The organism is Lentzea sp. NPDC055074, from assembly GCF_053608005.1.
In genome coordinates, this window is the sequence record NZ_JBSGUQ010000037.1 from 1 (window position 1) to 25,778 (window position 25,778).

Annotated in this window: 26 protein-coding genes; 16 read left to right on the forward strand and 10 right to left on the reverse strand. The window is 67.8% G+C overall.

All coding sequences use genetic code 11. The annotated features are described in order from the left end of the window. Positions 1 to 350 precede the first annotated feature (350 nt). A complete protein-coding gene (locus ACWF7A_RS43380) occupies positions 351 to 1,148 on the reverse strand; it encodes a (2Fe-2S)-binding protein (RefSeq protein WP_452256297.1) in 798 nt (265 codons plus the stop codon). A gap of 316 nt (positions 1,149 to 1,464) precedes the next feature. Here ACWF7A_RS43380 and ACWF7A_RS43385 point away from each other — a divergent pair, with 316 nt between their 5' ends. From ACWF7A_RS43385 to ACWF7A_RS43410, 6 genes are all read left to right on the forward strand, one after another. After that, positions 1,465 to 4,026 carry an ATP-dependent Clp protease ATP-binding subunit gene (locus tag ACWF7A_RS43385; protein WP_452256298.1) on the forward strand — a complete coding sequence of 854 codons (2,562 nt, stop codon included), beginning with the start codon at positions 1,465 to 1,467 and terminating at the stop codon, positions 4,024 to 4,026. A gap of 191 nt (positions 4,027 to 4,217) precedes the next feature. Then, a complete protein-coding gene (locus ACWF7A_RS43390; protein WP_452256299.1) occupies positions 4,218 to 4,895 on the forward strand; it encodes a YbaB/EbfC family nucleoid-associated protein in 678 nt (225 codons plus the stop codon). After that, a complete protein-coding gene (locus ACWF7A_RS43395) occupies positions 4,892 to 5,212 on the forward strand; it encodes a WXG100 family type VII secretion target (protein ID WP_452256300.1) in 321 nt (106 codons plus the stop codon). Before ACWF7A_RS43390 ends, ACWF7A_RS43395 begins: the two co-directional genes overlap by 4 nt. A gap of 10 nt (positions 5,213 to 5,222) precedes the next feature. Continuing rightward, positions 5,223 to 6,383 carry a hypothetical protein gene (locus ACWF7A_RS43400; protein WP_452256301.1) on the forward strand — a complete coding sequence of 387 codons (1,161 nt, stop codon included), beginning with the start codon at positions 5,223 to 5,225 and terminating at the stop codon, positions 6,381 to 6,383. Next, entirely contained in the window at positions 6,383 to 7,201 is an 819-nt protein-coding gene (locus ACWF7A_RS43405; protein ID WP_452256302.1) for a hypothetical protein, read from the forward strand. The genes ACWF7A_RS43400 and ACWF7A_RS43405 overlap by 1 nt, the downstream gene beginning before the upstream one ends. 260 nt (positions 7,202 to 7,461) lie before the next feature. Beyond that, positions 7,462 to 8,298, forward strand: a complete 837-nt coding sequence (locus ACWF7A_RS43410; RefSeq protein WP_452256303.1) for a hypothetical protein — start codon at positions 7,462 to 7,464, stop codon at positions 8,296 to 8,298. Between the two features lie 16 nt (positions 8,299 to 8,314). On the opposite strand, the gene ACWF7A_RS43415 is transcribed toward ACWF7A_RS43410, so the two are convergent. Further along, positions 8,315 to 8,947 (reverse strand): DUF6928 family protein, encoded by a 633-nt coding sequence (locus tag ACWF7A_RS43415; RefSeq protein WP_452256304.1) that lies wholly within the window; start codon positions 8,945 to 8,947, stop codon positions 8,315 to 8,317. A gap of 96 nt (positions 8,948 to 9,043) precedes the next feature. Here ACWF7A_RS43415 and ACWF7A_RS43420 point away from each other — a divergent pair, with 96 nt between their 5' ends. Next, the gene (locus ACWF7A_RS43420) at positions 9,044 to 10,066 is read left to right on the forward strand and encodes an endonuclease/exonuclease/phosphatase family protein (protein ID WP_452256305.1); all 1,023 of its coding nucleotides are present in this window, start codon (positions 9,044 to 9,046) and stop codon (positions 10,064 to 10,066) included. Here the strand turns inward: ACWF7A_RS43420 and ACWF7A_RS43425 are convergent. Genes ACWF7A_RS43425 through ACWF7A_RS43435 form a run of 3 tightly spaced genes read right to left on the reverse strand, consistent with a single transcriptional unit; the run spans position 10,038 to position 12,602 of the window. Further along, positions 10,038 to 10,835 carry an SIR2 family NAD-dependent protein deacylase gene (locus ACWF7A_RS43425; RefSeq protein ID WP_452256306.1) on the reverse strand — a complete coding sequence of 266 codons (798 nt, stop codon included), beginning with the start codon at positions 10,833 to 10,835 and terminating at the stop codon, positions 10,038 to 10,040. The two genes, ACWF7A_RS43420 and ACWF7A_RS43425, sit on opposite strands and share 29 nt — an antisense overlap. Next, positions 10,832 to 11,143, reverse strand: a complete 312-nt coding sequence (locus ACWF7A_RS43430; RefSeq protein WP_191305030.1) for an antibiotic biosynthesis monooxygenase family protein — start codon at positions 11,141 to 11,143, stop codon at positions 10,832 to 10,834. Before ACWF7A_RS43430 ends, ACWF7A_RS43425 begins: the two co-directional genes overlap by 4 nt. Positions 11,144 to 11,153: 10 nt before the next feature. Then, positions 11,154 to 12,602: a M1 family metallopeptidase gene (locus tag ACWF7A_RS43435; RefSeq protein ID WP_452256307.1), complete on the reverse strand. Its 1,449-nt coding sequence runs from the start codon at positions 12,600 to 12,602 to the stop codon at positions 11,154 to 11,156. A 51-nt stretch (positions 12,603 to 12,653) separates the two neighbouring features. On the opposite strand from ACWF7A_RS43435, the gene ACWF7A_RS43440 reads away from it, so the two are divergent. Next, positions 12,654 to 13,364, forward strand: coding sequence for an alpha/beta fold hydrolase (locus ACWF7A_RS43440; protein ID WP_452256308.1), 711 nt, complete (start codon positions 12,654 to 12,656; stop codon positions 13,362 to 13,364). On the opposite strand, the gene ACWF7A_RS43445 is transcribed toward ACWF7A_RS43440, so the two are convergent. From ACWF7A_RS43445 to ACWF7A_RS43455, 3 genes are read right to left on the reverse strand one after another with little or no spacing between them, the layout of a single operon-like run. Further along, a complete protein-coding gene (locus ACWF7A_RS43445) occupies positions 13,313 to 13,822 on the reverse strand; it encodes a 2'-5' RNA ligase family protein (RefSeq protein ID WP_452256309.1) in 510 nt (169 codons plus the stop codon). The genes ACWF7A_RS43440 and ACWF7A_RS43445 overlap by 52 nt on opposite strands. Position 13,823: 1 nt before the next feature. Next, complete coding sequence (locus tag ACWF7A_RS43450) at positions 13,824 to 14,693, reverse strand: A/G-specific adenine glycosylase (RefSeq protein WP_452256310.1); 870 nt, start codon at positions 14,691 to 14,693, stop codon at positions 13,824 to 13,826. A 59-nt stretch (positions 14,694 to 14,752) separates the two neighbouring features. Continuing rightward, positions 14,753 to 15,265 carry a beta-class carbonic anhydrase gene (locus ACWF7A_RS43455; RefSeq protein ID WP_452256311.1) on the reverse strand — a complete coding sequence of 171 codons (513 nt, stop codon included), beginning with the start codon at positions 15,263 to 15,265 and terminating at the stop codon, positions 14,753 to 14,755. Positions 15,266 to 15,419: 154 nt separating this feature from the next. Here ACWF7A_RS43455 and ACWF7A_RS43460 point away from each other — a divergent pair, with 154 nt between their 5' ends. Continuing rightward, positions 15,420 to 16,100 (forward strand): hypothetical protein, encoded by a 681-nt coding sequence (locus tag ACWF7A_RS43460; protein WP_452256312.1) that lies wholly within the window; start codon positions 15,420 to 15,422, stop codon positions 16,098 to 16,100. Here ACWF7A_RS43460 and ACWF7A_RS43465 read toward each other — a convergent pair whose 3' ends face one another. Further along, positions 16,101 to 17,204, reverse strand: coding sequence for a LacI family DNA-binding transcriptional regulator (locus tag ACWF7A_RS43465; RefSeq protein WP_452256313.1), 1,104 nt, complete (start codon positions 17,202 to 17,204; stop codon positions 16,101 to 16,103). It lies immediately after the preceding gene. Between the two features lie 134 nt (positions 17,205 to 17,338). Then, the gene (locus ACWF7A_RS43470; protein ID WP_452256314.1) at positions 17,339 to 18,376 is read right to left on the reverse strand and encodes a LacI family DNA-binding transcriptional regulator; all 1,038 of its coding nucleotides are present in this window, start codon (positions 18,374 to 18,376) and stop codon (positions 17,339 to 17,341) included. Between the two features lie 222 nt (positions 18,377 to 18,598). On the opposite strand from ACWF7A_RS43470, the gene ACWF7A_RS43475 reads away from it, so the two are divergent. From ACWF7A_RS43475 to ACWF7A_RS43505, 7 genes are all read left to right on the forward strand, one after another. Continuing rightward, positions 18,599 to 19,858: an extracellular solute-binding protein gene (locus tag ACWF7A_RS43475; RefSeq protein WP_452256315.1), complete on the forward strand. Its 1,260-nt coding sequence runs from the start codon at positions 18,599 to 18,601 to the stop codon at positions 19,856 to 19,858. A gap of 59 nt (positions 19,859 to 19,917) precedes the next feature. Then, positions 19,918 to 20,835: a carbohydrate ABC transporter permease gene (locus ACWF7A_RS43480; protein WP_452256316.1), complete on the forward strand. Its 918-nt coding sequence runs from the start codon at positions 19,918 to 19,920 to the stop codon at positions 20,833 to 20,835. After that, positions 20,835 to 21,731, forward strand: coding sequence for a sugar ABC transporter permease (locus ACWF7A_RS43485; protein WP_452256317.1), 897 nt, complete (start codon positions 20,835 to 20,837; stop codon positions 21,729 to 21,731). The genes ACWF7A_RS43480 and ACWF7A_RS43485 overlap by 1 nt, the downstream gene beginning before the upstream one ends. 125 nt (positions 21,732 to 21,856) lie before the next feature. After that, a complete protein-coding gene (locus tag ACWF7A_RS43490; protein ID WP_452256318.1) occupies positions 21,857 to 22,951 on the forward strand; it encodes an ABC transporter ATP-binding protein in 1,095 nt (364 codons plus the stop codon). Positions 22,952 to 23,049: 98 nt separating this feature from the next. Beyond that, entirely contained in the window at positions 23,050 to 23,961 is a 912-nt protein-coding gene (locus tag ACWF7A_RS43495) for a metal ABC transporter solute-binding protein, Zn/Mn family (RefSeq protein WP_452256319.1), read from the forward strand. Beyond that, on the forward strand, positions 23,958 to 24,749 hold the full coding sequence (locus ACWF7A_RS43500; RefSeq protein WP_452256320.1) for a metal ABC transporter ATP-binding protein: 792 nt from the start codon (positions 23,958 to 23,960) through the stop codon (positions 24,747 to 24,749). Before ACWF7A_RS43495 ends, ACWF7A_RS43500 begins: the two co-directional genes overlap by 4 nt. Continuing rightward, positions 24,746 to 25,561: a metal ABC transporter permease gene (locus ACWF7A_RS43505; RefSeq protein WP_452256321.1), complete on the forward strand. Its 816-nt coding sequence runs from the start codon at positions 24,746 to 24,748 to the stop codon at positions 25,559 to 25,561. The genes ACWF7A_RS43500 and ACWF7A_RS43505 overlap by 4 nt, the downstream gene beginning before the upstream one ends. The last annotated feature ends 217 nt before the right edge of the window (positions 25,562 to 25,778 follow it).

Consider the following 25,778-nt stretch of genomic DNA (forward strand, 5'->3'; position numbering starts at 1 on the left):
TGAGCAGGTAGATGGCACGCCTGTTGCTTAGAGCGGCTGCCTGTTGATTTGAATGGTGGCGTCGGCGGTGGGGTCCCATCACGAGCCGCGCCAAGAGCGGGCCACATGCAAAGAGGGGTGTCAACTCGACGAAAAGCGTGTCGAGTTGACACCCCTCTTTGCATGCAGCAAGAGCTATGGCGCGACTCGTGATGGGACCCCACCGCCCATAGCGTCTGCTCAAGACGGCTCGCCTTCGGCATCGCGTGAAGAAGGACGGCTCGCCTTCGGCATCGCTTGCTCGGGACGGCTCGCCTTCGGCATCGCGTGCTGAGGGGGCTCGCCTTCGGCTTCGCGTTCGATCCGGCTGGTCAGTTGCAGGTGCGCGGGCACGCCGTGCACGGCTCGGCGTTCGGCAGCACGTAGTGGAAGCAGCAGCTGTTGCGCTTGCGCTTCCAGCCCTCGGCGGTGAAGTGCAGGGACGAGGCCGCCACGAACGGTTCGAGCTTCTCGGGCAGGATCATCGCCGCGTCCGTCACGCCCGCGTTCTCGTCGCCGAACAGGCGGCCTGCCGCCCACGGGCCGTACTCGAGCATGTCCGTCGCCGCTGCCCAGAGCTGGCGGCGGCCGAAGCGGACCACCTGGCCGAAGGACGCGACGAACTGGGCCGCGTGTGCGGCGTAGCGGGCTCGGAGGAGCGCGGCCAGGGCCGCCTCGTCGGCCACGACGGTGGCCGCCGGGTGGTTCGAGGCCGGGTCGTCCGGGAGGCAGGCGAACTCGTCGCACATCACGGCGGTGCCGTTCGGGTGCGGGCGGCCTGTGGTGTTCAGGCGGAACGCCATGTCCGACGGCCTGAGGGTCGGGACTCGGCGGGCCGTGTGGAACAGGAGACCGGCCAGGTAGCCGGGCATGTGCAGGTACCAGCCCATGACGTAGCCGGCGGTGGCCCTGTCGTCGGACTCGCCGTACTGCTCGACCATCCACTCGGCGAGGTCCTTGCGCCACAGGTCGAAGCGCGTGGGCTCGGCCAGCAGGTCCGAACAGATCGTCCAGTCTTCAGAGGGCGTGCCGAAGACGATCTCGGTGCCGGTCTGCAGGCGGGCGATGGATTCGGCCAGTGGCGTGAGCGCACGCGGGTTCTGCTGTGAGACCCTCGCAGGTACGGTCAACGCGCAAGTCCAATCTCATGCGTGAGGCTTGCCTAACCTTACCCAAGATCGTGCTTCTCGCGCCTCCCTGGTGGCCCCGGTCACAGGAGTATCGCTCAACGGTCGGTTGTTCGCGTTCAGCGGACATCGCCCGATCTGTGGAATCCGTTGCTCCCGACCTGCGTTGATGCTGATGTCATCGCTCGACGGAGGCGGCTTGCCGCTGATGGGAGCCACAGGCCTCGGGACCGCCCACTACAGTGGAGCCACGGTGCCGCGCTCACCAGGGTAGATCGGTGGAGCCGAGGACCGCCGACGCAGCAGTCAGGGAGTGCGAATGTTCGAAAGGTTCACCGACCGCGCGAGGCGGGTGGTTGTTCTTGCCCAAGAAGAGGCAAGGATGCTCAACCACAACTACATCGGCACCGAGCACATCCTCCTGGGTCTGATCCACGAGGGTGAAGGTGTCGCCGCCAAGGCGCTCGAGTCGTTGGGGATTGCGCTGGAGGGCGTCCGCCAGCAGGTCGAAGAGATCATCGGCCAGGGCCAGCAGGCTCCGAGTGGACACATCCCCTTCACCCCCCGTGCGAAGAAGGTCCTGGAGCTCTCGCTGCGCGAGGCGCTTCAGCTCGGCCACAACTACATCGGCACCGAGCACATCCTGCTCGGCCTGATCCGCGAGGGCGAGGGCGTCGCCGCCCAGGTCCTCGTGAAGCTCGGGGCCGACCTCAACAGGGTGCGGCAGCAGGTGCTGCAGCTGCTCTCCGGTTACTCGACGGAGAAGGGCGCGGCGGAGTCGACCGGTCGCGGCGAGGGCACCCCGTCCTCCTCCCTGGTCCTCGACCAGTTCGGGCGCAACCTCACGGCCTCGGCCCGTGAAGGCAAGCTCGACCCGGTCATCGGGCGCACCAAGGAGATCGAGCGGGTCATGCAGGTGCTGTCCCGCCGCACCAAGAACAACCCGGTCCTCATCGGCGAGCCCGGCGTCGGCAAGACCGCCGTCGTCGAGGGCCTGGCGCAGATGGTCGTCAAGGGCGAGGTGCCCGAGACGCTCAAGGACAAGCAGCTCTACACGCTCGACCTCGGCTCGCTGGTCGCGGGCTCGCGCTACCGCGGTGACTTCGAAGAGCGCCTGAAGAAGGTCCTCAAGGAGATCCGCACGCGCGGCGACATCATCCTGTTCATCGACGAGATCCACACTCTCGTCGGCGCGGGTGCCGCCGAGGGCGCGATCGACGCCGCGTCGATCCTCAAGCCGATGCTGGCTCGTGGCGAGCTGCAGACGATCGGTGCCACCACGCTCGACGAGTACCGCAAGCACGTCGAGAAGGACCCCGCGCTGGAGCGTCGCTTCCAGCCGATCCAGGTGGGCGAGCCGTCGCTCGAGCACACCATCGAGATCCTCAAGGGCCTGCGCGACCGGTACGAGGCGCACCACCGCGTCTCGATCACCGACTCCGCGCTGGTCGCCGCCGCCACGCTGGCCGACCGGTACATCAACGACCGGTTCCTGCCGGACAAGGCGATCGACCTCATCGACGAGGCCGGTGCGCGGATGCGCATCCGCCGGATGACCGCGCCGCCGGACCTGCGCGAGTTCGACGAGAAGATCGCGGACGTGCGTCGCGACAAGGAGTCCGCGATCGACGCGCAGGACTTCGAGCGCGCGGCGAAGCTGCGTGACGCGGAGAAGCAGCTCCTGGGCCAGAAGGCCGAGCGGGAGAAGCAGTGGAAGGACGGTGACCTGGACGTCGTCGCGGAGGTCGACGACGAGCAGATCGCCGAGGTCCTCGCCAACTGGACCGGCATCCCGGTGTTCAAGCTCACCGAGGAGGAGACCACGCGTCTGCTCCGCATGGAGGACGAGCTGCACAAGCGGATCATCGGCCAGGTCGACGCGGTCAAGGCCGTGTCGAAGGCGATCCGCCGCACCCGCGCCGGTCTGAAGGACCCGAAGCGTCCGTCGGGCTCGTTCATCTTCGCCGGCCCGTCCGGTGTCGGTAAGACCGAGCTCTCGAAGGCGCTCGCGAACTTCCTGTTCGGCGAGGACGACGCGCTCATCCAGATCGACATGGGCGAGTTCCACGACCGGTACACCGCGTCGCGGCTCTTCGGTGCCCCTCCCGGTTACGTCGGCTACGAAGAGGGCGGCCAGCTCACCGAGAAGGTGCGCCGCAAGCCGTTCTCCGTCGTGCTCTTCGACGAGATCGAGAAGGCCCACCAGGAGGTCTACAACACGCTGCTCCAGGTGCTGGAGGACGGCCGCCTGACCGACGGTCAGGGCCGGACGGTGGACTTCAAGAACACCGTCATCATCTTCACCTCGAACCTGGGCACGTCGGACATCAGCAAGGCAGTGGGCCTCGGCTTCACCTCGGGTCAGGACGGCGCGTCCAACTACGAGCGCATGAAGAACAAGGTCAACGACGAGCTGAAGAAGCACTTCCGCCCCGAGTTCCTCAACCGCATCGACGACATCATCGTCTTCCACCAGCTGACTCAGGACGAGATCATCAAGATGGTCGACCTGATGATCGCCCGCGTGGAACAGCAGTTGAAGAACAAGGACATGGCGATCGAGCTGACCGACAGGGCCAAGGCCCTGCTCGCGAAGCGCGGCTTCGACCCGGTCCTGGGTGCTCGTCCGCTGCGCAGGACGATCCAGCGTGAGATCGAGGACACCCTGTCGGAGAAGATCCTGTTCGGCGAGCTCCAGCCGGGCCAGATCATCATCACCGACGTCGAGGGCTGGGACGGCGAGTCCGAGCAGCACGACAAGGCGAAGTTCGTGTTCCGCGGCGAGGCCAAGCCGAACCGCGTCCCGGACTCCCCGCCCGTCGACCTCACCGCTCCGGTGGTCGCCGAGCCGCAGGACGCTCCGGCGAACGAGACCGAGTGATCTAGGCAGCACGTGAGAACGGCCCCCAGGCTTCCGAGCCTGGGGGCCGTTGTCGTTGTGTGACGCCACCCAGCCGAGTGGATTTGCCTGTTTTGCTGCCTGCAGGGCTGTTCGCTGACACTATTTCCCCTGCTTCGAAGAAGTCAGGGTGGAGGTCCCGGAACCGGGATCAGGACTAGGGGGTTCTGTTCGTGTCGGCGGAGTTCGACCAGTTGGTTGCGCAGTTCGAACGGTTCCAGGCCCAGATGCACCAGGTGGATCAGCAGTTCTCCAACCTCGACGAGATGCAGCAGCAGCTGACCGAGATGAAGGCGGTCGCCACCTCAGCCGACCGCGCGGTCACGGTCGTCGCCGGTCCGTCCGGGACCATCAAGGACATCAGGCTGACCGACCAGGCCATGCGCCGTCCGCCGCACGTGCTCGCCGCCGAGCTGATGTCGACGTTGCAGAAGGCGGTTGCGGAAGCCGCACGGCGGCAGGCAGCCATCGTCGAGAGTGCGTTGGGCGACGACATGCACCTCAAGGAGCAGGTGCTGGAGACCCAGGCTCAGCTCTTCGGCATGACAACGGACGAGCTGCGCCGCGCGACGGCGGACGAAGTCGTTCCACCGGCGCCCGCACCCTCGCCGCCCCCGAACCAGATGCGCCCGCCGGCACCTCCCAGTCCGCCGCCAGCTCCCAGTCCGCCTCCGCTTCCCAACCCGCCGGCGTCTCCTCGTCGTCCCGCACCTGAACCTGCTGAGGACTTCTCGGACCAGAACGTGCTTCGCGGCGACTCGTGGGACGCAGGTTCGGCCAAGCAGGCGCCGCCATCCACAAAGGATGATCGCTTCCTGAACCTCTACGACGACGAGGACGGCGGCCGATGAGCGGTTTCGACGTCAACCCGGATGAGCTCCGCCAGTTCGCGGGCAAGCTCGACGGTCACCTCGGCAGGGCGGGCGAGATCGCCGGTCTCGTCGGCAAGGCGGACGTCGGTGACAAGTCCTGGGGCGTGGTGGGTCTGTTCACCAAGAGCGAGTACACGCAGAGGCTCGCCGACCTGAAGGAGCTGTTCGCTGACATGCAGGCGGGCATGCAGTCCGGTGCGGAGAAGTTCCGAGGCACCGCGGACGGCTACGCGGACCAGGAGGAGGCGTTGAAGAAGATCTTCAACGGCATCCAGGTCGAGATCGACCGGAAATAGGGACACGGGCGTGGTGGAACAGAAGATCCCCGCCGGTGGCGTTGAGATCACGGTCGGCGAGAAGACCACCGGCAGGAAGATGGCGGAAGCCACCCCTTTCGTCGGGAACTACCTGAAGACCGCCGAAGCCGCCGGCAAGTTCAGCGACGGCGCGGACGGCTCCGAGGTGACTGGGCTGGTCTCGGAGGGTGCGGCGGTGCTGGGCGCCCTCGGGACGTCGGCGTACGGCATCGCGACCGACCCGATCGGCTGGTTGGTGGGGCAGGGGCTGAACTTCCTGATCAGCGTGGTGCAGCCGCTGGAGGACGCGATTCACCTCGTCAGCGGCGATGGTCCCGCGTTGCAGCAGGCCGCCGAGAACTTCAACAACATCGCCAAGGGCGTCGCCGACATGAGGGCGAAGTTCGACGAGGACCTGAAGAACGCGGTGCAGACCTGGGGCGGGCAGACGTCCGAGGTGGCGGCCACGAAGCTCGGCGAGTTCGCCAACGGCATCGACGGCGTCGCGGGGCAGGCCGGCGAGCTCGCTCGCATGCTCCAGATCTCGAGCATGATCATGACCATCGTCGAGGACTTCATCAAGGCGATCCTCACCGAGTTGATCACCTGGCTGGTCATGATCTGGATTCCCGCGCTGGCGGCCGCGGTGCCGAGTTTCGGTGCTTCTACTGCTGCCGCTGGTGCTGCCACCGGCGTGCGCGTCGCGACGACGGGCAGCCGAGTCGCCCGCATCGTGGCCAAGTTGCGCCAGTTCCTCGACAAGATCATGGCCTTCCTGCGCAATCTCGGTGGCCGGTTCAAGAACGTCGGGACGGCGATCAAGAAGTCCATGGCGGACAAGAAGACGAACGTCGTGCTTGCGGATCTCACCAAGGCGGTCAGCAAGAAGGATCTGGAGAAGGGCTTCCCCGGTGTTCCGGTCCCGGCGGTTGCGAAACTGTGGGGCAGTGATGGCGGCATGCTGGGAGAACGGGTCGCGAGCGGCTTCCCGAAAGCGATGGGCACAGCAGCCTTCGATGCGGTGCGAGGGCAGTTGGGTGTCGGCAAGGGCACGAATGCGGGCGTCGACAAGCCCATCCGGAACTTCGGCTCCTATCAGAAGAGCAACGAGTACGACGACACCGGCACGGACCACAACAAGCAGCGGATCGAAGGTGACCTGGACCTCTGATGGAGCTCTTGAGGCAGTTGCTGCCCAGCATCGGTGTGGTGGCGTTCGCGCTCAGTGTCGTGGCAGTGCGGCGTTGGTGGCAGATCCGCCGCAACCACAAGGCCGACACCGACCAAGCCCTCGCGCTGGCACCTCTGGCTGCTGAGCTCGGTGGCGTGGTGGTGGGTGCTGACCAGGCGACCGCGTGGTCGGCGACGGTGCGGGGACCGTTGTCGAACCACGTGAGTGGATTCGTCGACAAGATGCTGCAACGGTCGGTGCCCAGGTTCGACCTGGCGTTGGACTTCCCGCGCGGGCCCTGGCACGTGAGGGTGTCTCAGGCTTCGATGAGGCAGCAGCACTCGAGAGGCGTGGGCAGGCTGATCGAGCACCGGTTCGAGGTGGCCACCGCCCGACTCGCTCCCATGCGGCTCACTCGTCGTCAGCACGTCGACTTCCGCGGCAGGCAGGTCGGTCCGGAACACCTGGGCGCATGGCTGAGCGCGCGGCCTTTGACGGTGGTCAGGAGTGACGGCGAGTGGTTGCCGTTGAGGCTCCCGGTCGGGGCCGACCGCGAGTTCGCTGTGTTCGGCAACGACCTCTCCAGCACCGCCAGGGCGTTCAACCCGGAGGCGCTGGACTGGCTGCTCGCGCGCCTGGACGTGCTGCCCCCACTCGTCGCGATGTTCCTGTCGCTCACGTTCGAGGACGGGGTCGTGTACTGCACGATGCGTGGGCCGGTGGAGGAGAAGAGCGTGGTGCCGATCGTCGACACGATCGTCGGGCTGCTCGACCGCATGCCGGGCGCGCGGCCGAGGCACCCGGCAGCGGCGGCCTGAGCCGGTGCGGCGTCACAGTGCAGCCCGCCAGCTCGACTTCCTCCCATGCCGGTCGCGGTCCTCGTAGTTGAAGCCGGACAGGTCCCGCAGCACGGCAGGCCCAGGCCGCTGGGAACTTGAACAACACCGCCGACACAAGGCAACCCCGTGCACGAGAAGGGCGCGCGGAACCAGGCGTTCCGGGAGCAGGCAGCCGAGTCCCGCGACACCGGAACCGACCACTCGAAGCAGCGCATCGAAGGGCATCTGGACATCTGACCATGGACATCGTCCTGAAGATCTGGAACGAACTCATCCTCACCCCCTTCTTCCTGGGGTGGCTCGCGGTCGCGATCGTGTTCCTCGTGGTGCGGCGCTGGTGGCAGTTCCGAGGCCATGTGAAGAAGCGGGATGAACAGATCGCCGCGCTGACGCCGTTGGCACAGCGACTCGGCGGCCGAGTGCTCGGACCTGACGAGGCCGCGATGTGGACGGCCGAGCTCCGCAAGCCGTTCACGAACGAGTTCTCGATCGCGCTCAGGTCGAAGCGGCAGTTCGACCTGTCGCTGGACTTCCAGCGCGGCCCGTGGCACGTACGGGTGACCGAGGCGTCCGTCCGGTACGACTCGCGCGGCATCGGCGTGCGGTTTCTCCAGGAACACCGCGTCGAGATCGCCACTGCCAGGCTGGCGCCGTTGAAGGTCGCCCGGCCGGACAAGTACGGCATCCACGGTCAGCCCTTGTCCCCCGGACAGTTGAGGTCGATGTGGGAACAGGTCGCCGAGCAGAAGCCGCAGACCGTCGACCAGGCCGGAGCCCAGTGGCTGCCGGTGCCGCTGCCGCCGCCCATGGACCAGGAGTTCTCGGCGTACGGCAGCGATCCGGCCGCCGCGGCCAGGGAGCTGAACTTCGACGCTCTGCACTGGCTCATCGACCAGGCGGAGCGTCTGCCGCGCTGGGCCAGGGACATGCGGCTGACCTTCGAGTCGGGCTACGTCTACCTGGTCGTGCACGACCACATCCACCCCGACGACCTGATGGTCGTGGTCGACGCGATCTGCGGGCTGCTCGACCGCATGCCCGGCGTGCGGCCGCGGCACCCCGCCGCGACTGCCTGACCGCGGACCGCCTGAGTCAGCGGGGCGTCACGGCGTAGCCCGCCAGCACGACCTCCTCCAGCTCCGGGTCGTCGTCCTCGTAGGCGCCCTCGTAGTTGAAGCCGAACAGCTCGCGCAGGGCCGCCTCGGCCAGGTCGAGCGGGTGGAAGCGGAACGGGTACTCGTCGTCGGAGTCGAGCGACTCTAGGAACTCCGGGTCGCCGGCGCGGTACTTCTCCTCGAACGGCAGGGGAGTGCCGACGTCGGCGATCACGCCGCTGTCCGGGGACAGGCTGTACGCGCGGCGCAGGGTGCCGTCCGGCTCCCAGATGGCGTAGGAGAAGAAGTCGACGACGCTGTGCATCGCGTGCAGGTACAGCGTGCGGCCTGCGGCCTCGCGGACGAAGTGCTCCGGCAGGTCGGTGTACGAGTCGCCCGCCGCCTCCCACGTGCAGATGATCGACAGGCCCGGGAACACGCCCGCGTAGACGGTGCCGTCCGGCGGGTTGCCGTAGTGGAGGTTGCCGTCCTCGATCGGGCGAATGTCGTGCGACGGGTAGAGGCGCTCGACGAACGCCGCCGTGGCCTCCCTGTCGATCTTCGGTGATGCGCGCAGAACCTTGCTGACGTCGTCGGATGCGTAGAAGAGCATCCAGTCCTTGGCTCCCAAGATTCCCCCTTCGAGTCGGTCTGGTTCCAGCATGGCGGAGGGGTCTGACAATTTTCGGCAGGCAACGGGAGTGCACCTCCGGCCGTCCATTCGGGTGTGAAGACCACACCGGAGACCGACGCGCGCTCGGGCACACTGCACGACGTGGTCACCACCGAGGTGAAGCCGCGCAAGAGCGGTTTCGCCACGTTCCTGCTGGTCCTGTGCGCGATGGCGTTCGTCGTCGCGGCCATGGTCAGGCTGCTCGGCATCGACGGGACGCGGTACATGATCGCCGCGACGTCGCTGACCCCGTACATCACGGTCATAGGGCTGCTCATCGGCTTGTTCGCGCTGTTCCGCAAGAGGTGGGTCATCGGGCTGACGATGACTCTCGTGGGCGTCGTGCTCGTCGCGAACGTGGCACCGCGGGCGTTTCCCGACGCACGGCCGAACGGCGTGGGGCAGCAGGTCAGGCTGATGACCGCGAACCTGCTCGTCGGCATCGCGGACGCGCAGTTCCTCGTGCAGGAGGTCAGGAAGCGCGACATCGACGTCCTGGCGTTGCAGGAGCTGACGCCGGACATGGTGGCCGACCTCGACCGGGCGGGCCTGCGGCAGGTGCTCCCCAACCGGGTCTTCCTCGACGAACCGGGCGGGTCGGGCAGCGGCCTCGCCTCCCGGTTCCCGCTCTCCCAGCGGAACCTGACGCCGCCGGGCACGTTGCAGCAGGCGGGAGCCCTGGTCGACCTGCCGGGCAAGGACATCGAGGTCGTCTCGGTGCACCCGTTGCCGCCCGTGGTCACCGACGGGCCGGAGGCGTGGCAGCGCGAGCTCGCCGGTCTGCCGGCGCCCGACTCGACCGGCGCGATCAGGGTGCTGGCGGGCGACTTCAACGCCACGCTCGACCACGTCGGCCTGACGCGCCTGCTCAACAAGGGGTACGTCGACGCGGCCGACCAGGTCGGCAAGGGCCTGATCCACACCTGGCCGAGCAACAGCGGGTTCTGGCCTCCGCCGGTCACCATCGACCACGTGCTGGTGGACTCGAAGATCCTCGTGGACACCGTGGACGTGTTCGACGTGCCCGGCAGCGACCACCGGGCCGTCGTCACGCAGTTCGTCGTGCCAAGGCTCTGAGGGCTTCCAGCGCGCCGACCGGCAGCGACACCCCGCGGCCGTGCCGCACCTCTGGCTCGCGGACGTTGATCCTGATCAGCGAACCGGACGCGGCGCTGGCCAGCTCGGCCTGACGCCGCACCGTCGGCACGGCGGTGCCGGCGCCGATCTCGATCACGACCAGGTTCCGGTGCGCACGACGCCACTCGGTCAGCGCGTCCAGCTGCCGCTGGCTGCGGTGCGGCACCCAGCCCCAGTCGCCGAACATCAGGATGTTGGGCCGCGCCAGCCCGCCGCAGTTCGGGCAGGACGGCAGCTCACCGACGGCCCGCATCGTCTCCGGGTCGACCGCGAGGTCGAACGAGCACTCCCAGATCTCGTCCGTGCACGGTTCCACGCACTGGGCGTGGTGGATCGACCCGTGGACCTCGGCGACGTCGGTGAACCCGGCCTTCTGGAACTGGCCGTCCACATTGGACGTGAAGACGCGCGCGCCCCACGACCGCAGCACGGCGAAACCCTCGTGCGGCACGGTGGAGCGGTACAGGCCGAGCCGGTGGCCGTAGAAACCCCACGCCAGCGCGGGATCGTCGGCGAAGTGCACCGGGTCGGCGATCTCCTCGAACTTCAGCCCGAGCCGCTCGTACGGCGGGTACGCCCGCCAGAAGCCCTCGGTGCCGCGGAAGTCCGGCAGACCGGAGTCGACCCCGATGCCGGCACCGGCGCAGACGAGAACGGCGTCCGCGCCGGTGATCAGCTCGGCGGCTCTGTCGTAGGCCTCCTCGGTCACTGCTTGGGCTTGCTGCCCAGCACGACCTCGAACTCCAGCAGGTCGGCGCCGCTCGACACGGGCCGTGCGCGCTCACCGGAGTGCGCGGCCGCACCGGCCTGCCCGTCGCGCCACGCGACGAACGCCTCGTCGGTCTCCCAGTGCGTGACCACGAAGTAGCGGTCCTCGCCCGCGACCGGGCGCAGGAGCTCGAAGCCCAGGAAGCCGGGCTGCTCGTCCACCGCGCCCAGGCGGGCGGCGAAGCGCTTCTCGAGCTCGGGGCCGTTGCCCTCGGGGACCTTGATCGCGTTGATCTTCACGACTGCCATGACACCCACATTAGCGGCGCACACCGGCAGGCAGCAGGTACTGGTCGTCCGGAATGCCCGAGTCCCGGAACCAGGCCTTGAAGAACGGGTCCAGCGGCTGTCCCGACGCCTTCTTGAAGTGCTCCTCGAACTCCGGCCACGACGCGTTGCCGTCACGGTGCTGCACCAGCCACGACTGCAGGGCCTTGAAGAACACGTCGTCGCCGACCTGCTTGCGCAGCGCGTGCATGCCCAGCAGACCCTTGTCGTAGACGCCGCGGAACTCGTTGCCCTTGCCCATGTCGTAGAGCTTCGGCGCCCAGAACGACGACCGCTCGCGCCGTTGCTCGACCTGGTCGCGGTAGCGCTGGTCGAGGTCGGTGCCCTCGTGCTCCAGCCACAGCCACTGCGCGTAGGACGCGAGGCACTCGTTCAGGCAGATGTCCGCCCAGTTCTCGATCGACACCGAGTCGCCGAACCACTGGTGGGCGTTCTCGTGCACCACGGTCTCCAGGTCGGCCCAGGCGGCGTAGATCGGCCTGGTCTGGGTCTCCAGCGAGAACCCGATCTGGTCCGCGACCCAGATGCTGCCCGCCGCGCGCTGCGGGTACGGGCCGAACCTCGTCTCGAGGTGCGCGAGGACCTCCGGGCCCTGCGACTGGATCGGCTTCTTCGACGCGGACGTGCCGGGCGCGTAGGCGTCGACCACCGGTGTGCCGTTGGGCAGCTTCGAGCGCACGACCTCGAACTTGTCGATCGCCACGGTGGCCAGGTAGGTCGCGAGCGGGGTCTCCTCCGACCAGACGAAGGTCGTCCAGCCGCCGTCGCGGGTCACCGGGCCCTCGAGGCCGTTCGAGATCGCCGTCCAGCCGTCCGGCACGCGGGCCGTGACCTTGAGCGCCGCCTTGTCGCGCGGGGTGTCGTTGGCCGGGAACCACGTCGTCGCGGAGTGCGGCTGACCGGCGGCGAACGCTCCGCCGGTCGACGAGATCTGCCAGCCGCTGCGGCCCAGCGAGGCGTCGTTGATCGTCGTGGGCTGGCCGCCGTAGGTGACGACGGTGGTGAACGGCTTGCCCTTCGCGAGCGGCGCGGAGGGCGTGACGACCAGCTCGTGGTCGCCCTCCTGCGCGAACTTCGCGGGCCGGCCGCCGACCTTCACCTCGCTGACCTCCAGGCCTTCGAGGTCGAGGTTGAAGCGCGACAGGTCGGCCGAGGCGGTCGCGGTGACGGTCGCGACGCCGTCGAGCTTCTTCGACCCCGGGTCGTAGGTGATCGCCAGGTCGTACAGCGTGACGTCGTAGCCGCTGTTGCCGTCCGTCGGGTAGTACGCGTCGCCCGCGCCCGCCCCGGCCTCCACCGCTGTCTGCGGCGACGTCTCCTGCTGCTTCGCGGGGTCGTTGCTCGGCGTTCTGAACACGACGAGCAGACCTGCGACGAGCACGATCAACACCAGGGCGATCAGGTACGGGCGGGCCTTCATGCGTTAATCATCCCTGTGTCGGTCGTGGAGTTCGGCGGAACAGGTCAAGGCGTGCTGCTCCTGCACGGTCTGATGAGCAGGGCCACCGCCTGGTGGCCGGTCGCCCAGTGGCTGCGGCCGTTCGGCCGTGTGGTCGGCTTCGACCAGCGCGGGCACGGCCGCAACCCGCGGCGGGGACCGTTTCGCACCGAGGACTTCGTCGCCGACGCCGCTGCCGCCATCGAGGACCTGGACCTCGGACCCGCCGTGGTGATCGGGCACTCCATGGGCGGGCTGCACGCGTGGTGTCTCGCGGCGACCCGTCCGGACCTGGTGCGCGCGATTGTGGTCGAGGACTTCGCCCCGGACAACAGGGGCCGCACGATCGACGAGTGGAAGTGGCTCTTCGACGCCTGGCCGGTGCCCTTCGAGTCGCTGGGCCACGTCCGGTCGTACTTCGGCGCGGAGATCTTCTGCGACTACTTCGAGGAACGCGAGGACGGCTGGCACCTGATCGCCTCGATGGACGACCTGTACGAGATCGCAGGCCACTGGGGCACGCGGGCGTACTGGGACTTCATCGACGCCGTCGCGTGCCCGTCACTGGTCGTCGAGGCAGGCCGCGGAGGGCAGCTAACAGGGCAGATGGCCGAAGCGGCACGTCGCTCGGGCGGCCAGTACCTCTACGTCGAGGAGGCCGGTCACGTCGTGCACGACAGCGCGCCGTGGGTCTACCGCGGCGCCGTGGAGGCCTTCTTGAGCACGTCGATCTCGCCGGTCTGAGTGTCGACGATCGACACCTCGCGGACCTTCGCGCGGATCGCCTCGACCGGGAAGACGGCGGCGAACGCGGCCTTCATCGCCTCGTCGTCGACGTCCTGCACGAGCGTGCAGTGCGGCACCCAGTTGCCCGGCAGGTAGTACGCGCTCGGGTTCTTGACCTTGCTCGCCAGCACGTCGTGGATGGCCGAGTGGACCGCGAGCAGCTCGGTGTCGACGACGGCGGCCAGCATCAGCACGTTCTCGGACGTGGAGAACGTGCTGAGCGTGTGCAGGTAGAGGTCCGGCATCCAGAGCCGTTCCAGGTCCTCGCGCAGCTCCTTGCGGACCTTCGGACCGATGGTGGTCGCGACGGCGTACGTCAGGTGCGGCGGGTACTTGTGCTTCGCGCCGACGCGTTTCTGCAGTTCACGGACGCGCTTGTCCGCCTCGTCGTCGAAGAACGCCACCAGCGCGTGCATCTCAGTGCTCCCCGGGCAGTGCGAACAGGCCGTCCCGCGTCTGCTCCACCAGGCCGTCGTCCAGCAACGAGACCAGGCACTTCTCGCGCTGCGTGATGTCGTTCCACACGACGTCGAGCTGCATCTTCGGCACCGGGCCGGGCGCGCCCCGCAGCACGTCCAGCAGCCGTCCCCGCACCTGACGATCGGTGCCGGCGAACTTCTGCACCTTCTTCTCCGGCCCCGCGTAGGCGGGCCGGCCTGCGAGCTGCCACGCGCACTCGGCGAACAACGGGCAGTCGGCGCACTTCTGGTTCTTGGCCGTGCAGATCAACGCGCCGAGCTCCATCAACGCCGCCGAGAACACCGCGGCGTCCTCCTGCGACTCGGGCAGGATCGCCTCGACGTCCCGCAGGTCGCGCTTGGTCGACGGCGGTCCCGCGTCCCCAGCGCCGTGCACAGCGCGCGCTACAACGCGTCGGACGTTCGTGTCGACGACGGCGCACTTCTGCCCGTACGCGAACGTGGCCACCGCACGGGCCGTGTAGCTGCCGATGCCCGGCAACGACTCCAGCGTCTCGATGTCCGACGGCACCACGTCACCGTGGTCGCGGGCGATGACGGTGGCGGCCTCGTGCAGCCTCATGGCGCGGCGGGGGTAGCCGAGCTTGCCCCACATCCGCAGCACCTCGCCCTGCGAGGACGCGGCCATCGCCGAGGGCACGGGCCAGCGCGCCAGCCACTCGTGCCAGATCGGTTCGACGCGGGAGACGGGTGTCTGCTGCAGCATGATCTCGCTGATCAGCACACCCCAGGCGGTGCACGAAGGACGGCGCCACGGCAGGTCGCGGGCTGCGGTGTCCCACCAGCCCAACAGCAACTCGTGATTCATCGCCTGCCATTGTCGCGCAACGGAAAGGGCCCCCCGAAGAGGGCCCTTCACAAAGCACCTCAGGCGGCGGCGGTCTCCGCCGCGTCGACCTCGCGCAGCTCACCGGTGTGCACGTCGTAGACGAACCCGCGGATCTTGTCGGTGTACGGGATGAACGCGCTGTGCCGAAGCCGCGCCATCGACCCGCGCACGCTCTGCTCGACGACCTTGAACGCCTCGACGGCCCAGGTCGGGCGCAGGCCGGTGTCGGCCTCCAGCTCGTCCTTGAAGTCGTCCTCGGTCACCATCTCGAGACCGCAGTTCGTGTGGTGCACGAGCAGGACCTCGCGCGTGCCGAGCTTGCGCTGGCTCAGCGCGAGCGAGCGGATGGCGTCGTCGGTGACGACCCCTCCCGCGTTGCGCAGCACGTGCGCCTCACCCTGCTTCAAACCGAAGATCTCGAACACCCGGATGCGCGAGTCCATGCAGGTCAGAATCGCCACCTGCAGGGACGGCTTCGCGGACGAACGGTCTCCGGGAACCACGTTCCCGAGCTCGTAGTTCCGCTTGAGCAGCTCGTCGATCGCGGTCATGTGACACACCTCCATGGCCTACCGGCGGACCCCGCGTCGATTGGAACCGGAGTTAGCGCACGTTCACAAGGGGTTTCCGCTCAATATCACGTTCACCGGATCGAGCGACGCTCGCCTACGCCTGGATCTGACCTGGTCGGGCTACGTTCGGGCCGTGATCGAGCCCACAGGTCCGCTGCCGTCCACGGTGTACTGGCGCCGCCGCCTCGCCGCGATCGGAGCAGGGCTGGTGACACTCCTGCTCGTGATCTGGATCGTCGGGATGTTCGGCTCCGACGGCGAGACGGCCCAGCCGACGAACGCGGCCGCGGCGTCGTCCTCGAACCCGCCGCCGAGCATGTCGGAGAGCCCGGCTCCGGCGTCGTCCTCATCGACGACTCAGCCGACCCCGCCGCCCTCACCGACGTCCGAGGCACCGCCGCCCCCGCCTCCCGGACCGCCGCAGCCGTGCCCGGACGACGTGATCGGGGTCGTGGCGAAGGCGAACAAGCCCTTCTACACCGTCGGTGACCAGCCGGAACTGTCGATGGACATCGCCAACAACGGGCCGGTGCCGTGCATCAGGGACATCGGGCGCCAGCACCGCGAGCTGACCGTGCTGACCGCGGACGGCGCGACGGTGCTGTGGTCGAGCAACCACTGCCTCTCGGCGGTGGGCACGGAGACCCGCGTCATGCAGCCGAAGGAAGCCTTCAACTACGGCACGAAGTGGGCGGGCTCGACGTCGCAGCCGGGGTGCGGGGCCCACACCAAGGTCGGGCCCGGCGACTACCTGCTGGTGGCGAAGCTGGCCGGGAAGGCCAGCTCACCCGTCGTCTTCAGGCTCGAAGGCTGATCACGGCCCGAACCAGCGCTCCTCGGCACCACCGCGCGGCGGACCCGAGGTCTTGCCGATGATCAGCTCGGTCGCGAGGTTCACCGACCGCGGCCGCGAGCGCTCGTTCGTGTCGAGCAGCAGCTTGCCCGCCGCCCGGCCCTTCTCGAGCACCGGCTGACGCACGGTCGTGAGCCCGGCCTCCTCGCCGGCGCGGATGCCGTCGAACCCGGTGACGGTGATGTCGTGCGGCACGCGCAGGCCGCGGCGGGCGGCCTCGTTCATCGCGCCCAGCGCCAGCACGTCCGAGGTGCAGATCAACGCGGTGATCTGCGGGTCGCGGTCGAGCACCTGGGCCGCGCCGGACGCGCCGGAGGCCATGTTGTGGTCGAAGCGCTCGGCCACGGGCACCTGCGACCAGTCGACGCCGGCCTCGCTGAACGCCTCGGCGAGACCCGACAGGCGGTTGCGCTGCACGTGGAAGTGCGCGGCGTGCTGGCGGTCCGGCGTCACGAAGCCGTCGTTGCGGTCACGCGCCAGACGCATGCACACGACGCCGATGCGGCGGTGGCCCAGCCCGATGAGGTGCTTCGCGAGCTCGTACATCGCGCCGCGGTCGTCGATGCCGACACGGTCCACGGTGCCGAGGTCCGGCTGGTCGCAGACGACGGTGGGCACCGGCCGTTCCAGCACGGCGGCGAGGTGCGGGTCGTCGTCCGGCACCGAGTAGACGACGAAGCCGTCGACACCCGCGCGGTGCACGGACGCGACGTCCTCGCGTTCGGGGTTCGCGGGCACCAGCAGCAGACCGGTCCCGGCGTCCTCGCACGCCAGCGCGAGGCCCTCCAGGAACCCGATCGCGGCCGGGTCGCGGAACGCGTAGGAGAGGTTCTCGGTGAGCAACAGGCCCACCGCTCCGGCCTTGCGCGTGCGCAACGAGCGCGCCACAGGATCCGGGCCGGGATAACCCAGCCTTCGGGCCGTGTCCAACACCCGCCGACGCAGCTCGGGAGAGAGCTGGTCGGGCCGGTTGTACGCGTTGGACACCGTTGTCCGGGAAACGCCCAGCTCAGCGGCCAGAGAGGCCAACGTTGCCGGACGTCGCACATGCATCGACCGCGCCATGAAAGGACCGTAACGGTTCAGAACCAATTCGTGAAGTCAGGGTGACCTGCGTCCCTCCAATGACGCATCCGCGCAGGTCGACCTATCTGCCTTGTCAAGAAGTTGGTCCAGACCAATTAGGGCAATCGGTCATCTCACTTCGGAGGCGCAGACGATTCCCTCACGACGAGCCGCGGACGGAAGACGCGCGTGTAGTTGTCGGTGCTCTGCCTGCGACGATCCGGGTCCAGGCGCAGCACGAGCTCGTCGATCGCGGCCGCCGCCATCTCCTCGATCGGCTGCGCGAGGGTGGTCAAAGCGGGCGACGAGTAGGCAGCCAGCGGGATGTCGTCGAACCCGACGACCGACAGCCCGTCCGGTATCGAGATCCCGCGCTGGTGTGCCTCGCGCATGACGCCGAGCGCCATGTGGTCGGACGAGCAGATCACCGCCGTGGGGCTCACCGTGTCGAGCAGCTGCGCCACGGCCTGACCGCCGCCCTCCGCGCTGAACGGCGCGTGCGCGACGTACTCCGACCCCGCCGGCAGGTGGTCCTCTTCGAGCGCCGCCGCCCAGCCCGCGCGCTTCAGCCGCGACGGCAGCGAGCGCGCCGGGCCCGAGACGAACCCGATGCGCTGGTGTCCCAGCTCGATCAGGTGCCGGGTCGCCATGTAGCCCGCGAGCTGCTCGTCGACCGTCACGTCGGGCACGTCCAGCGCGGGCGTGGCGCCGTTGAGGAAGACCATGTGCACGCCGTCCGCGAGGAGCTTCGCGTAGTAGCTCGGGCGAGGTGCCTGGCCGAGCGGCACCTCGACGTTCGTGATCTCCGGCGACACGAACACCATGCCCTCGACCCCGCGGGCCAGGAGCATGCGGACGTACTCCTCCTCGCCCATCGGGGCACCGCTGCGGGTGTTGCACAGCAGCGACGAGTAGCCCAGGCGTGCCGCCCGCGTCTCCAGCGCCTCGGCGAACGCGGGGAAGACCGGGTTCGAGAGCTCCGGCACGAGCAGGCCGATCACGCCGGTGCGCTGCAACGCACCGAGTCCGCGCGGGGTGTACGGCATCTCCGCGAGGACCGACAGCACCCGCTGCCGGGTCTCCTCGTTCACACCGGCGCGCCTGTTGAGAACACGGCTCACGGTCGAGATGGACACCCCGGCTGCCCTGGCGATCTCGGACAGTCCGGACACGTTGCCTCCCAGCTCAGATCAGGTACGGCGCAAGCCTGCCCGCTTCGGAAAAATTTTGCAACGAGCGTTTACAAGACAGCGCCGTTACGGCTTGGTTACGGTCCATGTCTTGACCTGACCATGGTTCTGGTAGTGAAATCGCCCGCAACATTATCGCAAAACCTTGCAAGACCCTCGTCTCACTCGGAGTCGGGGCCCCAGCTGGAGGGAACGGCAGCAACGATGCGACGGACAACCCTCGTGACCGCCATGGCGACGGGTGTCGCCCTCGTGCTCACCGCCTGCGGAAGCGGCGGATCGAGCAGCAACAGCGGATCCGACTCGGGTGAAGTGACCTTCTGGGACACCAGTGGTCCCAACGAGAGCCCGGTCTTCAAGAAGATCGCTGAAGGCTGTGCCACCAAGGACGGCTACAAGGTCAAGGTCGAGACGCAGGCCTTCGACGGCGCGCTCAACAACTACAAGACCGCCGCCCAGGGTGGTCAGGGCCCCGACGTCTTCCGCTCCGAGGTCGCGTGGGTGCCGCAGCTCGCGAAGCTGAGCTACGTCGCGGACCTGTCCGACACCGACCTCGCGAAGGACACCTCCGACTTCCTGGAGGCCCCGCTGGGCTCCACGAAGTACGAGGGCAAGACCTACGCGGTGCCGCAGGTGACCGACTCGCTCGCGCTGCTCTACAACAAGAAGAAGCTCGCCGACGCCGGCGTCGAGCCGCCGAAGACGTGGGACGAGCTCAAGGCCGCGGCCGCGAAGCTCGGCGGCGAGAAGTCGTTCTTCCTCAACAACGACGCGTACTACGCGCTGCCGTTCATCTACGGCGAGGGCGGCGACCTGGTCGACGCGTCCGCCAAGAAGATCGTCGTGAACTCCGCCGCCAACGTGAAGGCGCTGGAGACCGCGAAGGGCCTGCTCGACTCGAAGGCCGCCACCACGGCGCTCGACGCGACGAACTCGTACTCGAACATGCAGGCCGCGTTCTCGTCCGGTGAGGCCGCCATGGTCGTCAACGGTCCGTGGGCCGTCGCCGACTACCTCAAGGGCGCCGCGTTCACCGATGCGGCGAACCTCGGCATCGCGCCCGTCCCCGGCCCGTCCGCGGGCAAGGGCAGCGCTCCCGTCGGTGGCCACGACTACGTGATCCGCCAGGGCACCAAGGCGAAGCAGTCGTCGATCAAGTTCATCACCTGCATGGCGTCGGTCGAGTCGCAGGCGACCATCGCCAAGGAGCTGGGCCTGCTGCCGACCCGCAAGTCGGCCTACCAGAACGCCGACGTCAAGGCCAACGCCGTTGTCGCCGCGTTCGAGCCGGTCACCAAGGTCGCGCACGAGCGTCCGTGGATCCCCGAGGGCGGCGAGCTGTTCGACCCGCTGAAGGTCGGCTACGCGGACTTCCTGGCCGGCAAGAAGGACGCCAAGACCGCCCTTGACGACGTCGCGAAGGCGTACAAGGAGAAGGTCGTCACCGAGTACTCGATCGGCTGATCGTGTTGGGTGGCCGGGGTTCGCGAGAGCCCCGGCCACCCGCCGGAAGGGGAGTCTCGGTGCGTCGGTTCCTGGACAGGTACTGGTACGCGTATGCGATGGTGCTGCCGGTCGTGGTGGTCATCGCGGTGTTGGTGCTCTACCCGCTCGCACAGGGCGTGTTCTTCACCTTCACGAACATCAACGAGGGCAACATCGCCAACCCGATCCTCGATCGGCCCGCGACCTACGACGTGGTGGGGTTCAAGAACTACCTCAACGTGCTGTCGGGCGGGGAGTCGTTCGGCGCGTTCTGGGGCACGCTCGTCCGCACGTTGATCTGGACCTTCTCGTGCGTGTTCTTCCACTACACCATCGGTCTCGGCCTCGCGATGCTGCTGAACCGCCAGGTGAAGGGGCGCGCGTTCTACCGCGTGCTGCTGATCCTGCCGTGGGCCGTGCCCGGCTTCATCAGCGCGTTCGCGTGGAAGTACATGTTCAACGCGCAGTACGGGATCATCAACCAGCTCCTGCGCTCGGTCGGCCTGCCCGACCCGGTGTGGCTCGGCCAGTCCAACTGGGCGCTGGTGTCCGTGATCATCGTGAACGTGTGGCTCGGCGTGCCGTTCATGATGGTGGCGCTTCTCGGTGGCCTGCAGTCGATTCCGGGTGACCTCTACGAGGCGGCCGAAGTGGACGGCGCCACGCCGTGGCAGCGCTTCCGCCACGTCACGCTGCCGGGCCTGCGCTCGGTGTCGTCGACGGTGGTGCTGCTGGGCATCATCTGGACGTTCAACATGTTCCCGATCATCTACCTGATCGCCGGACCGAACCCGAACGCCCGCATCCTGGTCACCTACGCGTTCGAGCGCTTCTTCTCCGGCGCCTCACGTGACTACGCGATCGCGTCGACGTACGGCGTGCTGATCCTTTCGGTGTTGTTGGTGTTCGCCACGATCTACCGGCGAGCGCTGCGCAAGCAGGGCGAGGTGTGGTGATGACGCTCGATGCCTCTTCTCTGAAGGTGGTCCAGGCGGGCGACCGCCAGCTCCGCCGGGCCGACCGGTCCAAGGGCGCCTCGATCGCCCTGCACGCCACGCTGATCGTCGCCTCGGTCATCGCCGTGTTCCCGGTCTTCTGGGTGTTCGTCACCTCGCTGAAGCCGGACGCCCGCGCGGTCGAGCCGACCCCGAAGCTGTTCAACGAGTCCTCTTTGGACAACTACACCCGCGTGCTGTCGGGCGAGAAGGGCGACTTCCTCGCCTGGTTCGGCAACTCGGTGCTGATCGCGCTGATGACGACCGTGATCGGCGTCTTCATCTCGGCCACCGCCGGGTACGCGGCGTCGCGGTTCCGGTTCCCCGGCAAGCGCGGCCTGATGATGTCGTTCCTGCTCGTGCAGATGTTCCCGTTCGCGGTGCTCATCGTGCCGCTGTACAACATCCTGATCGCGCTGGGGCTCAACGGGACGTCGTTCGGCCTCGTGCTGGTCTACTGCACGACCGCGGTGCCGTTCTGCACGTACATGTTGAAGGGCTACTTCGACACGGTGCCCTCGGACATCGACGAGGCCGGGCGCGTGGACGGGCTGTCGCCGTTCGGCGTGTTCTGGCGGCTGATCATGCCGCTGGCCAAGCCGGGTCTCGCCGTCACGTCGTTCTACGCGTTCCTCACGGCCTGGGGCGAGGTGGCGTTCGCGTCCGCGTTCCTGTCCGCCGCGGACGAGTCGAAGACGCTGGCGGTCGGGCTGCAGGTGTTCGTGCAGCAGAACAGGACGGAGTGGGGGCACCTCGCCGCCGCGTCCATCCTGGTCGCGATCCCCGCGATCGTCGTCTTCTACCTGGTGCAGAAGTTCCTGGTGCAGGGCCTCGCGTCCGGCGCCGTGAAGGGCTGATCGTTCACGCCTCTGAACGTAAGCGCTTACGTTTCCCCATCTCGAAACGTAAGCGCTTTCGTCTGTTCACGTAAGCGCTTGCAACGCATAACGTCGCGCCCAGACAAGGGTGAAAGGTGCGTCACATGGCAGAGGTGTCCTACGTCAAGGCTTCGCGGATCTTCTCCGGCAACCCGCCGGTCCGGGCCGTCGACGAGCTCTCCCTCGAGGTGAGCGACGGTGAGTTCCTGGTGCTGGTCGGTCCGTCGGGTTCCGGCAAGTCGACGGCGCTGCGCATGCTCGCGGGCCTGGAGGACATCGACGAGGGCGCCATCAACATCGGTGGCAAGGACGTCACGAACGTTCCGCCCAAGGGCCGGGACATCGCCATGGTGTTCCAGTCGTACGCGCTGTACCCGCACATGACCGTCGCGGAGAACATGGGCTTCGCGCTCAAGCTGCGCGGTGTGCCGAAGCCCGACATCAAGGCCAAGGTCGAAGAGGCTGCCAAGATGCTCGACCTCACCAAGTACCTGGAGCGCAAGCCGAAGGCGCTCTCCGGTGGTCAGCGTCAGCGCGTCGCCATGGGCCGCGCCATCGTGCGCGAGCCGTCCGTGTTCCTCATGGACGAGCCGCTGTCCAACCTGGACGCCAAGCTGCGCGTCGAGACGCGTGCGAACATCGCCGCCCTCCAGCAGCGCCTCGGCACCACCACGATCTACGTCACGCACGACCAGGTCGAGGCCATGACGATGGGCCACCGCGTCGCGGTGCTCAAGGACGGCCTGCTGCAGCAGTGCGACACGCCTCGCGCGCTGTACGACCGCCCGGCCAACGCGTTCGTCGCGGGCTTCATCGGCTCGCCGGCCATGAACCTCAAGACCGTGCCGATCACGTCCGAGGGCGCGAAGCTCGACGGCATCATCGTGCCGCTCTCGCGTGACGCGATCGCCGCCGCCGGTGGGCTGGACGAGGTCACCTTCGGCATCCGGCCCGAGGCGCTCGGCATCGTGCCGTCGGGCGAGGAGGGCATGGACATGACCGTCGAGCTGGTCGAGGAGCTCGGCGCCGACGCGCTCGTGCACGGTGCGGTGAAGATCGGCGACGCGTCGCAGCGCTTCGTCGTCCGCGTCGACGGCCGCACGCCGCCGACCCTGGGCCAGCACGTCAAGGTGGCCGTCCGCGACACCACCGAGATCCACCTGTTCCACCCCGAGTCGGGCGAGCGCCTGGAGGCGTGAGTCACACGTTCAAGCCCCCGGCGTGACCGTCGGGGGCTTTTTCGTGTCGTAAGCTGAACTCGACAACGGTTTCCATTACCTGATCGAGGGACGGCGTGATGACTCTCCGCAACGCTCTGGTCGGCACTCTCGCCGTCGTGAGCCTGGCCGCCTGCGGCACCTCCACGCCGTCTTCCGACAGCGGCAAGATCCAGGTCGTCGCCTCCACGAACGTCTGGGGCAGCGTCGTCAAGGCCGTCGGCGGCGACGACGTCGAGGTCAAGGCCCTGCTGGACGACCCCTCGGCCGACCCGCACTCGTACGAGAGCAAGCCGGCGGACGCGGCGCTGGTCAAGGACGCCAAGCTGGTCGTGTTCAACGGCGGCGGCTACGACGACTTCTTCGCGAAGCTGATCACCAGCGACGCCACGAAGAAGGTCGAGGCGTTCCCGCTGGCCGACAACCACGCCGAACCGCAGACCGGCACCCCCGACGCCGACGGTCACGACCACAGCGTCAACGAGCACGTCTGGTACGACCTGCACACCGTCGGGGCGGTGGCCGAGGCCGCGGCGACCGAGCTCGCCGCCATCGCACCGGACAAGAAGGCGACGTTCGAGAAGAACACCGCGGACTTCAAGGCCAAGCTCGAGGAGCTGGAGAAGAAGGTCGACGGCATCGGCAAGGGCAAGAAGGTGGCCTCCACCGAGCCCATCGCGCACTACCTGATCGACGCGACCGGCGCCGAGGACGTGACGCCCGAGGAGTTCAGCGAGGCGATCGAGGAGGAGACCGACGTGCCGGCCGCCGCCCTCGCGTCGATGAACCAGCTGGTCGAAGGCAAGCAGGTCACCGTGCTCGTCGAGAACACCCAGACCGAGAACCAGGTCACCAAGGGCGTAGTCGAGAAGGCCAAGACGGCGGGCATCGCGGTCGTCCCGGTCACCGAGACGCTGCCCGAAGGCGTGACCGGCTACCTTGACTGGATGAGCAAGCAGGTGGACGCGCTTTCGCAGGCGCTCAAGGCATGAGCGCGATCTCGCTGCGCGGGGCCCGGCTGTCCTACGGGGACAGAGTGCTGTGGGACGGGCTCGACCTCGACGTCGAGCCCGGTGAGTTCCTCGCCGTCCTGGGGCCGAACGGCTCCGGCAAGACCAGCCTGATGCGCGTGCTGCTCGGCCTGCAGCCGCTGTCGTCGGGCACGGTCTCGATCGCCGGCGGCAACCACGCCATCGGGTACATCCCGCAGCAGCGAGCGCTCGACCAGTCCATGACGTTGCGCGGGCGCGATCTCGTGGGGCTGGGGCTGGACGGCCACTCCTGGGGCTTCGGCTGGCGGGGGCGCCGGGAGCGGCGCGTCCGCGTCGACGCCGCCATCGAGGCCGTCGGCGGGAGCCGGTACGCGGACTCGCCCATAGGGGTGTTGTCCGGTGGGGAGCAGCAGCGGTTGCGCGTCGCCCAGGCCTTGGTCGGGGATCCCAGCGTGATGCTCTGCGACGAGCCGTTGCTGTCGTTGGACCTCGCCAACCAGCGGGTGGTGTCCGAGCTGATCGACAAGCGTCGTCGTGAGGCTTCGACGGCTGTGCTTTTTGTTACGCACGAGCTGAACCCCGTGTTGCCTTTGGTCGATCGGGTTCTGTACCTGGTCGGTGGGCGGTTCCGGATCGGGACGCCGGAAGAAGTGATGAACTCGCGGACGTTGTCCGAGTTGTACCGGACTCCCGTCGAGGTCGTGCGGGTCCGGGACCAGATCCTGGTTGTCGGTGCCGGGGCCTGTGAAGAGCAGACGCATCATCTGTCGGCGGAGGCCGCGTCGTGAGCTTTTTCGATCTGCTCTCGCTGGACTTCGTGCAGACCGCTTTGATCGCGGCTGCTGTGCTGGGGCTGGTGGCAGGGGTTCTCGGGCCGCTGGTGGTTACCCGCAAGATGGCGTTTGCGGTGCACGGGACCAGTGAGCTCGCGTTCACCGGTGGGGCCGCGGCTTTGCTGTTGGGCGTGGGGATCGGGTACGGGGCGTTGGCCGGGTCGATCATCGCCGCGGTGCTGCTCGGGGTGTTGTCCCGGCGGGAGAGCGATCGGGACTCCGTCATCGGGGCCATTCTGGCCTTCGGACTCGGCATGGGGATTCTCATGCTGGCGCTCTACAAAGGACGTGCCAGCAACAAGTTCGGGCTGTTGACCGGGCAGATCGTGGGGGTCGACTCCACCGATCTGAACCTGTTGGTGGTGTCGTCCGTTGTCGTGCTGGTCGTGTTGGCTCTGATCTACCGGCCGTTGTTCTTCGCCTCTGTGGACCCTGATGTCGCTGTGTCTCGGGGTGTTCCGGTTCGTGCGTTGTCCGTTGTGTTCGCTGTGCTGGTCGGTGTGGCTACCGCGTTGTCCGTGCAGGTTGTCGGCGCCCTGTTGGTGCTGGCTTTGATGATCACGCCTGCTGCTGCGGCTATGCGGGTTACCGCTTCTCCTTTGCGGGCCACGATTTTGTCCGTGGTTTTTGCTGAGGTTGCTGCTGTTGGTGGGATTTTGTTGTCGTTGCAGCCTGGGTTGCCGGTTTCCGCTCTGGTCACGGCTTTGAGCTTTGTGATCTATCTGGTTTGTCGTGGGGTTGGGGCTGTTCGGGGGCGTTCTGCCTGACGCGTTGGTTGTGTTCGCTGCTGTTGTGTGCGGCGGGTTGCGGGCGGCGAGGTCACCTTGCGTGCTTCCCCTGGGGGCTCTGCCCCCAGACCCCCGGCAATCTGATCAGGGGGCCAGCGCCGTGAGCAGGTAGATGGCACGCCTGTTGCTTAGAGCGGCTGCCTGTTGATTTGAATGGTGGCGTCGGCGGTGGGGTCCCATCACGAGCCGCGCCAAG